This window comes from Paraniabella ginsengisoli (genome assembly GCF_022513635.1).
GTDB lineage: Bacteria > Bacteroidota > Bacteroidia > Chitinophagales > Chitinophagaceae > Niabella > Niabella ginsengisoli.
Genome location: NZ_JAKWBL010000003.1, coordinates 217153 through 229940 on the forward strand (window position 1 = coordinate 217153; position 12788 = coordinate 229940).

Consider the following 12788-nt stretch of genomic DNA (forward strand, 5'->3'; position numbering starts at 1 on the left):
ATATTTTATTAAGTTCAAATTTCAAACACGCAACAGATCCTTCATTTAAAAAGGCACGGGTGGCATGTATTTGCTACGAGGCTTAACAGTGCTTTTTTCCAGTTCTGTACCGCCGATCAATTCTCTCCAGTCTTCTCCGATCCACACATCAAGCTGATCCTCCAGCGCTTTCAATTCATCTTTAGGTTTTAATTTTTCTCCTAAAAAAACGGCCAGGTAAGCTGCATGTAAAAAAGTACTCTGCCTGATCATTTCTTTACTTAACTGGCTACCGGCTACCATTGCCAGCAAACTATTTTCAAAAGCAGGTTTGTGCCTGCCTCTTAAGTAATACAGATGTCCCGAAATGCGGTAACCTTCCATTGTGAAAAAATATCTCCAAATTTTAATGCCATCGCAGCCATAGCCTCATATGCTTTAATTGCTGCTTCCCATTTTCTTTTAGCGGCTAACAATGCACCTTTCAACATCATGCAGGCTTTCCATGAATGATATCCACTGGCATCTCCTTTTTCCATTTCGGCTTCAGCTTTAGCGATAGCCTCATCTGCATGCCGCTCACTGGGTTCGTGATCTTTAATATTATAATGTGCCTGAGAGGCTACAAGCAACGTAGAAACGATAGTAGATGAGTTGCCTGTTTCTTTTGCAATAGATAGCATTTTTCCAACCTCACGCGTTGTTAGCTTAGGATCTTTCTTTACAATCGTATCCATTACGGTACGTATTTGTTTTGTAAGCCGTGCCTCCGGGCTTACAGCATCACTGTTTCCGCCGCCCTTATCCATTTCATTGTTAATAGCAGCCAGCATGTTAAGATCTGGCTTTAACTCTACCACCTTGTCAGTATTATTAATAAAAATTTTTCTGCTTGCAGCATGATCAATTGTCACAAGCCTGATATGCGCAGGTATGCCTTTCTTTATTTTTTGGTTCAACCAATCACCTAATATGAATTGGTGCGGCTTTGCCGGAGGAAAATAGAGACAGAAATTATTTTTTCGAATCCTCGCAAATGATCTTTTAGGCGAAGCATTTCTTTTAACAAACCGCTGAAACCGCTGTTAATACTTATTAGTGGAGTAAATAAAGGATTTAAAATTCCGTCATTTTTAAGCGCCAGCATCAGGTCTTGCGATGGATCTGGTATTGGTTGAAACCAGCTTTCATACTCTTTCCAGAGTGCTTCTTCAAAAGAAGTCGGATCACCTTTGTATGCAGTGTTGAAGCGAAAAAAATATCATCAAAAATGCCAATAGGCAAACGTTCCGTTTCAATAAACTTATCAATAATATCAATATCCTGGTAAGTGGCTATCCACACTGCCAGGTTCCAGGTTTTTAATTTATCAACCCGCGCCCATTCTTCCCGTATCTTGTAAAACTCCTGCGCTACAGATGTTGTGCTACTCATAGTTATGAAGATTATTTAAGAATTGATCTTTACAATAGCTCCGGTCACACTTACATCGCCACCAGCGCCCATATCTATCTTGCCACCATTAATGCTCGCAGTTGATGAACCAACGGCTTCCAGCTTTTTGGAAAACAGTCCCATTTCGTTAGAACCTACAACAGTTGTAGCTTTTGAAGATACAGTTGCCGTTGTTTTGCCCGAAGCTAAGAAATCAATATCGGCTACCATTGCCATATTTTTAGTAGCGCTCGACACAATATCTTCCTTCGCTATTGTGTAAATATTTTTACCATTTACGGTTATGGTTCCGTCTTTCTTCATATTCAATGTACTTTCTCCACAAGTAAGCGTAATGCTTTCATTGCTCTTCATTGTTACATTACCTGCACCATCCATGAGCACGCTGTTGCCATCCATGTCTTCTACAAATACACTTCCTGCATTATCATCAAGTAATACCTTGTTACCACTACGGCTTTGCAAAGCTTTTACATCATTGCCCGCATTGCCAAAAGCATTGTTAGCCTTTCCGTGATAAACCGCTCCAATTACATAAGGCTTGGTAGCACTGTCGCCCTCAAAACCAATGATCACTTCTTCGCCAACTTCTGGTATAAAGAACATACCCTTGCCGCCACCAGCATGTGGCGTAGTCACCCTGATCCATGGTGTCTTTTCAGATCCATTCATCCAGTGAAACTTTACCCTGATGCGGCCCAAACCGTTGAAGTCATTATTATCAGTTACAATAGCGCTTTGGGTTTCACAATTAGGTTCTCTGGGTGCTTCAACTGGCGGTACTTTTATACTGCCTGGAACTGCTGTGAAATTGTTGTCATAATTGCCCATTGCATCAACAAAATGACTAACGCCTACAATGAGATATTCTCCGTAGCCTTCTGTTTGTGCGCTAAAAACATTGCTGCCAGACACATCAACGGTTGCGCCCACATTTACACCAGGGTGCCCACTTTTACCGTTAAACGTAAACCATGCGGCTGCCCTGTATAGCGCTGCGCATATTAGTTATGTCATCCTGTTGTTTTTTATTGGTCAGAAATTGATTATTCCACAGAACAGGTTGTGCTGTGTACACCGTTTGACCGAGTTGCATTACTTTTTTCCAAGAGAATTAAGGCCGGCTTTATCTTCTATCCCTGAAGGTTGGCTTGTGTACACCTGGCTATTCATATAATCCCAACCCATCATTTGAGTTTTTACCCGGGCATTTAGCGACATGTTGAAGCTGCTCAAATGGCTGCCATATGTCAGCTTTACTGCTTTGTCTGATTTGGGCTGGCCAACAACCAGGTTTTGTCCATCCCAAAATAACCATTCTCCAAAAGTGCTTGTAAGCCTTTGTAAAAATTCCCAGGCAGTTTCTTTAAACTGTACTGTGTAAGCAAGTGTTTCTCCATATAAGGGCTGAACTTTAGGGCTTAATAAATTTTGAGGAAAAGATTTTAGAACATCGTTAGCAATATTCTTTATGGCTTTCTTTTCCCAGCTTTGACAGTGAGGCCCACTTTCCAGCATGATAGTTGGTGAGTAGCCGCTAATAATTACGTTGCCATGATGGCCGGCAAAACGCGATGTTTCAACACTTGTTACAACTCCTTTAAATAAAAGGTTGCCTTCAAATCCTTCTGACTGGACACGGGCACCAAAAGTGCCGCCAATCATATCTTTAGAAGAACTGAAAATACTGCTTTTGCCATCGATAGCTTCTGCCGGACAGACCAGTGAGAAATGATGGTGATCAAAAATACTTTGCGTAAGAGAGAAAGAAGTATAGACAGGAATGGGGTTACCATTAATGCTAAATGAAGCATTGGTTAATTGGGCCATAAATAAAGGTTTTGTCGTTTATGGATTAAATATGTTTAGTTATAAATATTAAGTCCTTACTGATCGTTACAATTTAATTCTACATTTTTGTTTATATAATTTACTTTTTCTGAATCGATAATATACTGGTGTATATTATTCACGATATAGAAAAAAGGTATTGTCTATATTTTTAGGATGCCAGCCACTTTTTATTATCTCCTCAGAGCTACCTGCTTCCTGGAATTTAATAGTTACAGGATAGGAAGAATCTGCCGGAGCAACATTTGCGAGGTCCGTGAGCTTTCCATTTATATCTTTATAAATCGTGAATGAAACCTGCCTTTCCTGTAAGTAATCCGCAAGTTTTTCTAATACCTCTGTTTCTTCTTTTTCACTTTCCGCCTTTACCAGTTCATTCCAATAATTATTAAGCATACTCTTTTGATTTACCGAACAGGAAAATAAAAACAATGCAATGGCACAGATTTTTACATACTTCATAAACTAACTTATTTTATGTTTTTGAAGTTTACTGCTTACCCAGTTTGAAAAATGTCTTAGGTGTCTTTGCTTAACAACTTCACCATTATTCATTATTGATGTTTTATCCTTGTACCAGGCACTTTGTTTTTCATACTCATCCTTGAGTCCGATCATATGCCCGAACTCATGTACCACGCCCCTTTGGGTAAGACCGAAATTTTTAGGGGTTGCTATAACGTCCTTATCATCTAACTGACTGTTGCCGGAGAATGTATTGACATAACTCCTTGCAAATTTTTGGGTTTTTATTACAGAGATCTCCCAATGATCTTGCAACCAAAATCCTTCTACCTGTGTTTTAAAACGAAGTTCTAAAACCACATTTAAGCCGCTGCTTAAAACTTTAATCACTTTTCTATTCCAGGTTGATTTTACGTTTTGTTCCCATTGCGTTATGAAATTCTTTTTTCCAGATCAGTCCACTTCCCGTTTTTGTTCTGAAAGAAAAATTGCAGGTTCATAAAACAAATCAACTTATACTCTCGCACAGGTTTGCCTTTTGCTATGAGGTATAAATCATAGGCATCATTCACATCCAACTCGCCTGCTGTTATATCTGTTTCATAGTCTATACACACTTCATCAGGCGCGAGTGAAAAGGGTGTTCTGTACGGCATATAAATAAGTTTACAATACCCGATTGATATTGCGAATGCAGTAATATTTTTTATTCCTTACACAATAACCAAACCAATAATATCAATCTGAGCCGCTTTAGACCGGCCAATTTTTCTTGAAACTTGAATCATTCAATTTCACTTCTTTCGCGCTCAATCTCAAAGTGATCTGCATGGGATATTCGCCATTGTGGGTGTACTCTTCCGTGTAATCAATACAATGAGCGTCGGTAAATTTTAATGTTTTGAGCTGGCTCATATTATCGCGCCTGTAGAACGTGATAGCTCCGTTCTTGGTTTGTGTAGGGCTGATCATCCAGTCAAAAAGATCTGATTTCCCATTGCTTTCTATGGTTATATCTATAATACCTCCTTGTGGAATGGACGAAGGCCTGCTGGTAACATCTGTATCTTGTGAGAAATGATAGCGACAATGAAGCACGTTGATGTCTTCACCATCTAATGTAAGTTTTGAAATAAATGACATATAGTTGTTTTTAGGGTATCAGCTCAATCTAACTATACTTCGTTCTATGTTTAGTTTTCATGATCTTTCGACCATTTCAAATAGGTACATAAAATAGGTTTTTGAATGCGACTATTTTACGTTTATTAAAGTGAATGTTTTAATAAACCACAAATAACCCAACCCTCTTAATAAGGGTCGGGTTATAGATTTAAATATATTGCATTATTGAATGCTTAATAAATCATGTTGATTTTGAACGTCTAAACTGCCCACTGATTTACATGAGAAGCGTTGCCCATGGTTATTTCCTTGGCGCTAATTGTAAATGTTTCAGTAATAGGAGTGTCACCTGTAGAGTTGAAATTCTCACGGTAAGAAACCAAATAACCTTCTTTAAAATTCAGTTCCTTCATAGTGGCGTCTGAATCTCTTTTAGTAAATGTTACTGTGCCGTCCTTTCTTTCAAAGTTGTTGCACATCCATTCAAAAAATTTAGTGTCTCCGGTTGATTCAACGGTTAGGGTGATTTGACCACCGCGGGTAATTGAGGAAGGGCGGCCAGTGGCGTCGGTTTCCTGTTTAAGGGCATAGCTTAGATCCAGGATGTTGCTTTTGGCACCCGCTACATCCAGTTGTGCTTTAAATGACATAATTGTACATTTTTGATGTTAAAAAATAAGTATAAAAACTATAAATAAATAACAGGGCTATGGATACTTATCTAAATAACACAATTTCGGTTTTCATAATAATTCATCATAGATTAAGTACTTTCAAAAAACGTATTGGTGTTCGAATTATTGCAAGGGCTGTATTAAAAAAATATTAAACTATTTATCTTGTTCATAGCTAGACATCCATTCAATTCCATCTGCATCATCGCCCTTCTGTCCATCTAACTTAATAAGAAATGTTTTCGCAGGGAAATAAGGTTTCAAATGAATATCAAGGAAAATTCTATCCTTCTGAATCGGATCTTGTTCAAATCTTTTAATGGTAAAGTTTTCAATCAATTTATTAGGGCCGGTAATACTATCTAAAAATTTTACGATTTGTCCATTGAGTTCTTTTCTTGTATTAGCATTGAAATTTTCAAAGGCGCGCCTGTTAAGGAAGTCCATCATTACTTTAGCTACATAGTCAAACACACGCACTACCGAATAAGTTTGCAACCCGATGTTATCTCCATTAAACAAAGTTTTTGCAGAAAATGCCATAACCTTGCCATACTCCTTGGCCATTGGTACTAATCCCAGTTTTTCCAATCCGGCAATTTCACTTTTCTTAAGATCAAATTTTACACCATCTACTTCGTTCATGCTACCATGCTTTTTACCTGCAGTAACCTGAGACATTAAGGTGTAATAAATTTTACCACCTAATGATGAAGATGGTGGTACAAAAAGATGATCTTCTTCACCAACGGCATCTTCTTTGCCACGCCCTACTAACCAGTTACAGGCCATTACAACATTGGAGCGGTATGGATCTCCACCAGTTAAATTCGCAGCTTCGAACAATTCCATTACATCATCAGGCGTATCAAGGTTTTCAAAATCGGTAACCAGCATCACCTTGTTATCATAAGCGATCTTCGCCCATTTTTCAACTACTTTATTGGAGCCTAAATAACCAGGTAATACTAATATTCCATAATTGTTTCGAAGGTCAAGCCTGTCATAATTATTTACCAGTTCTGCTTGTACATGATCGATGAAACGAGTGTTATCAAGATCTTTGAGCTGATCTGGCTCAGCATTCATAAATGATGCATTCTTTATTTTTTGGCTTTCTGTATTTTTAAAGAATAATGCAACTGAACGATAAGAACGCTCTAACTCCTGTGTGCGTTCGAGAGATTTTTTCACATTTGACTTTAACGTTCTGTCAGCCGTTTCAGCCAACTGGTTACAATTCTCCACCATGGTACTCAAGTCATCTGTCGACTCAAGTATATCAACCCACCAGCTAAGCATTTTTTTCAGATCGTCTCTTTCTTTCTTCTTGCTGCTTTCTTCTAAGAAGATCTTCTTCCGTGCTTTTCTTTCAGGGTTTAAATTTTGAACATTGTCTATTGCTGATTCCAAAAGATCGTAACCACCAAGTTTAGCCAATGGTTGCAAATGGGAATCTAAACTACCAAGCTCGAGGGATTCCGGCTGCTTATACTCTTTCTGTACATTTTGTTCTTCCGGAGAAAGTTGATTTTGAGCTGTTGACATATGATTTATTAAGGGTTTAGTAATTGTTCATTTAATGTTTCTACTTACCATCTAGCTCCTGTACCAATACTTTCAGGGCAGCAACCAAATTCTCTTTTGTTGATTTATCAGACAAAGCCTGTTTCAAAAGTTTATTCGTTTTTAATTGCTTTACAATTTTTTGATACTGGTTACGTTTCATATCCAACTCACTCAGGTACTGACTTTGTTGTGTAATACCTTTGGGGCCAAAATCTTCCAGCCCCTTAAAGTTGAGTTCTTCTTTTTGCTGGCACCATCCTCCGTTTCAAATTCCATCTCTACTGAAGGATTGAAATGATTGAACACAGCACTCACATCAGTTAATCCATGAACAATTTCTGGTCTTACAGGTGGGAGATCGGTTAGTTTTTCAGCTAACAATACACGGTTTTGAGGTATGTCGGCAAAGGCTTCAAACGCGTCGTTTTTAACTTCGGTACCGCCAATTCCATAAGGTTCAAGAGGCATAATTTGAAATTTTTAATAGATTATCGTAACGAATGTATGTTTTATTTACGTCTTCTCAAAGATTGAAAAGTTACTAATTTTTATAAATTTTCAAGGTATTTTGTAAAATTAAATGGTTTGTCTATTACATAAAATAGCTAATTATAGTGATGTGCTATAATTGAACGCTTTGATAATAAGCAATATAGACTTAAAAATAAAAAAGAGTTTAATAGTTAAACTCTTTCAAATTTCAGACCGTAGACCGAATGTTATTAATATTTTAAATTTTGCTTACTCAATATAAACCTGATCCTTGTCACTATTCTCCTTCCAGCGTACCAATACTTTTTGGTTTTCAAAACTATCAATCGACTTACCAATATAATCTGCCTGAATAGGAAACTGCCTGCTAAACCTGCGATCTATCAACACACAAAGTTCTACTTTGGCAGGCCGTCCAAAATCAAGCAATGCATCTAAAGCCGCACGTATAGTACGTCCGGTATACAATACATCATCGATCAGGATCACCGTTTTATTTTCTATGCTGAATGGAATATCTGTCTCGTTAGCCTTATGAAGTGTGTTACGAACATCATCTCTGTAAAAAGTGATGTCAAGCTTTCCATATTGGATAATGGTTTTTCCTACCAGTTGTTTTACTTCCTGATGAAGCCTGTCAGATAAATAAATACCTCGTGGTTGCAATCCAATAATTACTACATCAGACAAGTCGGTATGGTTTTCTATAACCTGTTGGGCCAGTCGTTTGATGGTAATATCAATAAGTTCTTTATTTAGAATTGATTTCATTTGTATGTCTTGTTTTTCTGCTGCCCTTAAATATTAATTCATGCTTGGATTTTGCTAAAAGACTAATATAAAGCTTTCATACTATTAATGTTATAAACAAAGAACATCCAGTTTTTTAATCTTCTGCCAAAAACGGGTACTTGTAATCTGTTGGAGGATTGAACGTTTCCTTAATAGTGCGTGCACTCAACCAGCGATAAAGATTCAAAATAAATCCTGCTTTATCATTGGTACCGGATGCGCGGCCTCCGCCAAATGGTTGCTGGCCTACAACTGCGCCGGTCGGTTTATCATTAATGTAAAAATTACCGGCTGCATTTTCCAGCTTACGAGTTGCTAATTCTATTGCACTTCGATCAGTAGAAATAATAGCACCAGTTAACGCATAAGGAGATGTTGTGTTTACCACATCAAGAGTTTTTTCAAATGCATTAGCAGGATATACATGCAATGTTAATACAGGCCCAAATATCTCTTCGCACATGGTTACATATTGCGGGTTGGTAGTTTCAATAACAGTAGGCTGAATAAAATAGCCTTCTTTCTTATTGCACTCACCGCCTGCCAATATGCTGGCATCTTTATCTTTCCTGGCTTTGTCGATATAATTTTTTATTTTATCAAAACTCTTTTCATCAATTACTGCATTGATGAAGTTACTGAAATTTTCTACCGTTCCCATTTTGAAAGAATTGATACCTTCTACCAATTTCTTCTTTACTTCTTTGGCAATATTAGAAGGCACATAAGCCCTGGAAGCTGCCGAACATTTTTGTCCCTGAAACTCAAAAGCCCCGCGCAGCAAAGCAGTTGCTACTACTGCAGGGTCAGCGCTTTTATGCGCAATTACAAAATCTTTGCCACCTGTTTCACCAACAATTCGCGGATAACTTTTATACTTACCCATATTTTTTCCAATGGTTTCCCACATGGTGTTGAACACACCTGTTGAACCTGTAAAATGTACGCCGGCAAAATCTTTATGATTGAAACAAACTTCGCCTAACTCCGGTCCGTCAACAAAATAAGATTGATCACACCATCTGGCAATCCGGCTTCTTTCAAAATCTTCATAAACATCTGTGCTGAATATACCTGGGTATTTGCAGGTTTCCAAACAACAACATTACCACACATTGCGGCGGAAGTAGGCAGGTTGCCGCCAATCGCTGTAAAGTTAAATGGAGTTACGGCGAGTACAAATCCTTCCAACGGGCGATATTCTAATCTGTTGTGCATGCCGGGACTGCTGATAGGTTGTTGCTTATAGATCTCACTTAAAAAATGAACGTTGAATCTAAGAAAATCTATGAGCTCACATGCACTATCTATTTCTGCCTGGTAAGCATTTTTACTTTGTCCTAACATTGTAGTACCGTTCATGTGATAACGGTATTTGGTTGCAATCAAATCGGCTGCTTTCAAGAAAATACCAGCACGGCTTTCCCAGCTTAAAGCAGCCCATTTATCTTTTGCTGTCAAGGCCGCATCAATAGCCTGCTGTACATGTTTTTTATCGCCCATTGAAAAATGGCCCAAAACAAAGTTTCTCTCATGCGGCGGATGGATAGATACTTTTGTTTTTGTATATACTTCCTCGCCTCCAATATACATTGGCACATCAGCCTTTTCAGCTTTTAACGCTGCGAGTGTTATCTTCAACTGTTCTCTTTCACGTGTACCAGGTGCATAACTTAATACCGGTTCGTTTACGGGTAGTGGATATGAAAATGTTCCTATGTTCATACTGGATATTTTTAGATGTTCATTTTAATATTTGTATTGATGCCATTTGCAGTGCAGTACAAGGGTGCGACGCAATAAAGACGATAGTAGCATTGAAGCCGGGATCAAAAACTAACTTTCCGATTCTTTATCTGCCATCAGATAAGCTTTAATAAAGCCGTCGAGTTCGCCATCCATTACAGGTTGTACGTTACCAACTTCATAATCTGTACGATGATCTTTGATCATTTTATAAGGATGAAATACATAACTGCGAATCTGGCTGCCCCACTCTATTTTTTTTTTTTGGCATTAGTAGCATCTTTCAACGCATTGCGTTTTTGTAGTTCCATTTCATACAAACGGCTTTTTAGCATTTGCATGGCCAGTTCTCTATTACCCAACTGGCTTCTATCCTGCTGGCACACTACCACAATTCCCGTAGGAATATGCGTGAGCTGTACTTTTGTTTCTACCTTATTTACATTCTGTCCACCAGCACCACCGCTTCGGGAAGTCTCCATTTTTACATCGGCCGGATTGACTTCTATGTTTATAGTATCATCTACTAAAGGATAAGCATAAACGCTTACGAAAGATGTATGCCTTCTGGCATTACTGTCAAACGGTGAAATGCGCACCAGCCGGTGCACGCCGCTTTCGGCCTTTAAAAAACCATAAGCGAAAGCACCATCAAACTGAAGTGTAGCGGTTTTAATGCCGGCACCATCGCCCCATTGCCAGTCGAGTTCGGTCACTTTCCATCCTTGCTTTTCGCCATACATACGATACATGCGTGCAAGCATTTCCGCCCAATCCTGGCTTTCTGTTCCGCCTGCTCCAGAATTTATCTGAAGAACTCCCGGCAGCTCATCTTCGGGTTCGTTAAGTGTACTTTTAAATTCGGCTTCGTCTAAAACTTCCAATGCCTTATCATAGGCAAGCTGGGTCTCTTCTTCAGTGGCATCTCCCTCTTTCCAAAACTCAAATAAAACAGCAAAGTCTTCTACTGCAGTTTCGCCGATTGATAAAGTTCTACCCAATATTCATTGACCTTTAAAGTCTTAAGAATTTCAGTAGCGCGCTTGTTATCATCCCAAAAGCCGGGACTTAACGAGAGTTGCTTGTCTTGTTGAATTTTCTGCTCGCGGTTAGCGACGTCAAAGAAACCTCCTTATCCCGAGAACGCGGGACCGCATATCCTGTAATTTTTCGTGTGTCATGGCTGCAAATATAGAACGAATACCACAACATTTGTATAATGCGGCTATATTTGCGCCACTTTAAAATAAAGTTGCGGTGATTATTCTTCTTATGCTAAAGAATATTTTAATATTGTATAGAATCTGGTTTTAGCCCAATTGTGATCACATGAAACTCACCCGACCTGACAACAAAACCATCATTAGCAAATCACCCTTGCTCATCAGCATTCTTGCTGCAACCGTAATATTTATTATATCAATATTTATAATTGAACAACGGCGCAATATAAAGGTGGCCAAATTAAGGCTGGAACTTTCGTCGGAGATGAGGCGGATAAATAAGAAGATTAACGATGTACTTGATGACATGTACACTGGTTTAGCCGCAACCACCAGGATAATTGATAACAGCGGCAGTGTACTAAACTTTGATAATGCAGCGCGGGATATTCTAAATAGCAACAAGCACCTAAACAATGTTTCTCTTATCCCTGGGGGCATCATCAAGTACACTTATCCCGAAGGCAATAAAAATGCACTAAATAGTAACATCCTTTACGACGGTAGCGGAGAAGAAGCGGCGGCAGCGTTGGCAGCGTACACATCAAAAAAGATAAAAATTGCCGGACCCATCAGAAATTTTTTAAAAATTGAAACCATTGCAGCCAGGTTACCCATTTTTCTTAGTGGCAAATTTTGGGGGTTTTCGAGTGCGGTTGTCCGGCTGGATGTACTTATGCGTGCCAGCGGCATTGATAACTCTAAAGGCTCTAAATACAAATACAGCCTCTCTTATATAAGTTACCTGAACAACAAAGAAGTTTTTTTTGTTGGTGGCAAATCTTTGCATAATAACATTACTGTAGAAGAATATATGTCGCATATAAATTGGAAATTATATGTTTGCTCTGCTCAAACGGATTATACGCTCTTCCTAATTCCTTCGCTCTTTTCTCTGATCGCATCTTTAATCATCGGTTATTTTATAAAACGCTGGATAGAAAGAATCTTAATGTTGCAAAGCCTCGTTCTTCAAAAAGATCAGCAGATTGCTGATACAGAAAAAGAATTTAAAGCGATTTTCGAAAACGCTCCAATCGGTTTTGCTATCATTGATGTTTCTACTAAAAGCCTTTCGAATACCAATCGTAAGTTTAGAAAGATATTTGGCCTTGATGAACGAAATGTCCGTAATACCATGCAAGGCACAACGCAAGATGTTTTCCCTGATATATTTGATAAAATTCCGAAAGTATCACATGAAGATAATATCCAGATATCGAGTGTGTATAAACATGTTAGTCCGTATGGTGATGAAATATGGACCAACTACAAATTATTTGCACTACCCGCCACATCAGAAGAAAATAATAAATATGTAGTAATTGCAGAGGATGTAACCGAAAAATTAGCCGCTGAACGGAAAATTAAAGAGTCGGAAAAAAATACAAACATTTATTTGACGAATCACCGGTAG

General features: G+C 38.4%; 18 protein-coding genes and 1 pseudogene. 1 reads left to right on the forward strand and 18 read right to left on the reverse strand.

Annotation, left to right across the window (positions count from 1 at the left end):
* Positions 1 to 45 precede the first annotated feature (45 nt).
* From MKP09_RS15620 to prfB, 18 genes and pseudogenes are all read right to left on the reverse strand, one after another.
* Entirely contained in the window at positions 46 to 363 is a 318-nt protein-coding gene (locus MKP09_RS15620; protein ID WP_240830923.1) for a hypothetical protein, read from the reverse strand.
* The gene (locus tag MKP09_RS15625; RefSeq protein WP_240830925.1) at positions 324 to 938 is read right to left on the reverse strand and encodes a hypothetical protein; all 615 of its coding nucleotides are present in this window, start codon (positions 936 to 938) and stop codon (positions 324 to 326) included. Before MKP09_RS15625 ends, MKP09_RS15620 begins: the two co-directional genes overlap by 40 nt.
* A gap of 187 nt (positions 939 to 1125) precedes the next feature.
* Entirely contained in the window at positions 1126 to 1413 is a 288-nt protein-coding gene (locus MKP09_RS15630) for a hypothetical protein (RefSeq protein ID WP_240830927.1), read from the reverse strand.
* Positions 1414 to 1428: 15 nt separating this feature from the next.
* Positions 1429 to 2367, reverse strand: coding sequence for a phage baseplate assembly protein V (locus MKP09_RS15635; RefSeq protein ID WP_240830933.1), 939 nt, complete (start codon positions 2365 to 2367; stop codon positions 1429 to 1431).
* Between the two features lie 28 nt (positions 2368 to 2395).
* The gene (locus MKP09_RS26355) at positions 2396 to 2530 is read right to left on the reverse strand and encodes a hypothetical protein (RefSeq protein WP_262915430.1); all 135 of its coding nucleotides are present in this window, start codon (positions 2528 to 2530) and stop codon (positions 2396 to 2398) included.
* Positions 2530 to 3264 (reverse strand): contractile injection system protein, VgrG/Pvc8 family, encoded by a 735-nt coding sequence (locus MKP09_RS15640; RefSeq protein WP_240830935.1) that lies wholly within the window; start codon positions 3262 to 3264, stop codon positions 2530 to 2532. The genes MKP09_RS26355 and MKP09_RS15640 overlap by 1 nt, the downstream gene beginning before the upstream one ends.
* Positions 3265 to 3399: 135 nt before the next feature.
* A complete protein-coding gene (locus tag MKP09_RS15645) occupies positions 3400 to 3747 on the reverse strand; it encodes a hypothetical protein (RefSeq protein WP_240830936.1) in 348 nt (115 codons plus the stop codon).
* A 3-nt stretch (positions 3748 to 3750) separates the two neighbouring features.
* Positions 3751 to 4140, reverse strand: a complete 390-nt coding sequence (locus tag MKP09_RS15650; protein WP_240830937.1) for a hypothetical protein — start codon at positions 4138 to 4140, stop codon at positions 3751 to 3753.
* A 41-nt stretch (positions 4141 to 4181) separates the two neighbouring features.
* Positions 4182 to 4406 (reverse strand): hypothetical protein, encoded by a 225-nt coding sequence (locus MKP09_RS15655; protein WP_240830938.1) that lies wholly within the window; start codon positions 4404 to 4406, stop codon positions 4182 to 4184.
* 97 nt (positions 4407 to 4503) lie between these two features.
* The gene (gene tssD, locus MKP09_RS15660; protein ID WP_240830940.1) at positions 4504 to 4893 is read right to left on the reverse strand and encodes a type VI secretion system tube protein TssD; all 390 of its coding nucleotides are present in this window, start codon (positions 4891 to 4893) and stop codon (positions 4504 to 4506) included.
* A 242-nt stretch (positions 4894 to 5135) separates the two neighbouring features.
* The gene (gene tssD, locus MKP09_RS15665) at positions 5136 to 5525 is read right to left on the reverse strand and encodes a type VI secretion system tube protein TssD (RefSeq protein ID WP_240830941.1); all 390 of its coding nucleotides are present in this window, start codon (positions 5523 to 5525) and stop codon (positions 5136 to 5138) included.
* Positions 5526 to 5705: 180 nt separating this feature from the next.
* Positions 5706 to 7097 (reverse strand): DUF5458 family protein, encoded by a 1392-nt coding sequence (locus tag MKP09_RS15670; protein ID WP_240830943.1) that lies wholly within the window; start codon positions 7095 to 7097, stop codon positions 5706 to 5708.
* Between the two features lie 40 nt (positions 7098 to 7137).
* Positions 7138 to 7338 (reverse strand): hypothetical protein, encoded by a 201-nt coding sequence (locus MKP09_RS15675; protein ID WP_262915468.1) that lies wholly within the window; start codon positions 7336 to 7338, stop codon positions 7138 to 7140.
* Complete coding sequence (locus MKP09_RS15680) at positions 7290 to 7586, reverse strand: hypothetical protein (RefSeq protein WP_240830944.1); 297 nt, start codon at positions 7584 to 7586, stop codon at positions 7290 to 7292. The genes MKP09_RS15675 and MKP09_RS15680 overlap by 49 nt, the downstream gene beginning before the upstream one ends.
* A gap of 273 nt (positions 7587 to 7859) precedes the next feature.
* Positions 7860 to 8381: a bifunctional pyr operon transcriptional regulator/uracil phosphoribosyltransferase PyrR gene (pyrR, locus tag MKP09_RS15685; RefSeq protein WP_240830946.1), complete on the reverse strand. Its 522-nt coding sequence runs from the start codon at positions 8379 to 8381 to the stop codon at positions 7860 to 7862.
* A gap of 115 nt (positions 8382 to 8496) precedes the next feature.
* Complete coding sequence (locus MKP09_RS15690; protein ID WP_262915431.1) at positions 8497 to 9498, reverse strand: aldehyde dehydrogenase family protein; 1002 nt, start codon at positions 9496 to 9498, stop codon at positions 8497 to 8499.
* Entirely contained in the window at positions 9384 to 10127 is a 744-nt protein-coding gene (locus MKP09_RS26360; RefSeq protein WP_262915432.1) for an aldehyde dehydrogenase family protein, read from the reverse strand. The genes MKP09_RS15690 and MKP09_RS26360 overlap by 115 nt, the downstream gene beginning before the upstream one ends.
* Positions 10128 to 10238: 111 nt before the next feature.
* Positions 10239 to 11329 (reverse strand): annotated as a pseudogene (prfB, locus tag MKP09_RS15695) (peptide chain release factor 2).
* A gap of 148 nt (positions 11330 to 11477) precedes the next feature.
* Between prfB and MKP09_RS15700 the strand changes: the two are divergent.
* Positions 11478 to 12788, forward strand: coding sequence for a PAS domain S-box protein (locus MKP09_RS15700; RefSeq protein ID WP_240830947.1), 1311 nt, complete (start codon positions 11478 to 11480; stop codon positions 12786 to 12788).

What these genes read in the sequence shown, in the direction of transcription:
- MKP09_RS15620 (WP_240830923.1), bottom strand. Translation starts at nt 363, where the DNA reads ATGGAAGGTTACCGCATTTCGGGACATCTGTATTACTTAAGAGGCAGG.
- MKP09_RS15630 (WP_240830927.1), bottom strand. Translation starts at nt 1,413, where the DNA reads ATGAGTAGCACAACATCTGTAGCGCAGGAGTTTTACAAGATACGGGAA.
- MKP09_RS26355 (WP_262915430.1), bottom strand. Translation starts at nt 2,530, where the DNA reads ATGCAACTCGGTCAAACGGTGTACACAGCACAACCTGTTCTGTGGAAT.
- MKP09_RS15640 (WP_240830935.1), bottom strand. Translation starts at nt 3,264, where the DNA reads ATGGCCCAATTAACCAATGCTTCATTTAGCATTAATGGTAACCCCATT.
- MKP09_RS15645 (WP_240830936.1), bottom strand. Translation starts at nt 3,747, where the DNA reads ATGAAGTATGTAAAAATCTGTGCCATTGCATTGTTTTTATTTTCCTGT.
- MKP09_RS15655 (WP_240830938.1), bottom strand. Translation starts at nt 4,406, where the DNA reads ATGCCGTACAGAACACCCTTTTCACTCGCGCCTGATGAAGTGTGTATA.
- tssD (WP_240830940.1), bottom strand. Translation starts at nt 4,893, where the DNA reads ATGTCATTTATTTCAAAACTTACATTAGATGGTGAAGACATCAACGTG.
- tssD (WP_240830941.1), bottom strand. Translation starts at nt 5,525, where the DNA reads ATGTCATTTAAAGCACAACTGGATGTAGCGGGTGCCAAAAGCAACATC.
- MKP09_RS15670 (WP_240830943.1), bottom strand. Translation starts at nt 7,097, where the DNA reads ATGTCAACAGCTCAAAATCAACTTTCTCCGGAAGAACAAAATGTACAG.
- MKP09_RS15680 (WP_240830944.1), bottom strand. Translation starts at nt 7,586, where the DNA reads ATGCCTCTTGAACCTTATGGAATTGGCGGTACCGAAGTTAAAAACGAC.
- pyrR (WP_240830946.1), bottom strand. Translation starts at nt 8,381, where the DNA reads ATGAAATCAATTCTAAATAAAGAACTTATTGATATTACCATCAAACGA.
- MKP09_RS26360 (WP_262915432.1), bottom strand. Translation starts at nt 10,127, where the DNA reads ATGAACATAGGAACATTTTCATATCCACTACCCGTAAACGAACCGGTA.
- MKP09_RS15700 (WP_240830947.1), top strand. Translation starts at nt 11,478, where the DNA reads ATGAAACTCACCCGACCTGACAACAAAACCATCATTAGCAAATCACCC.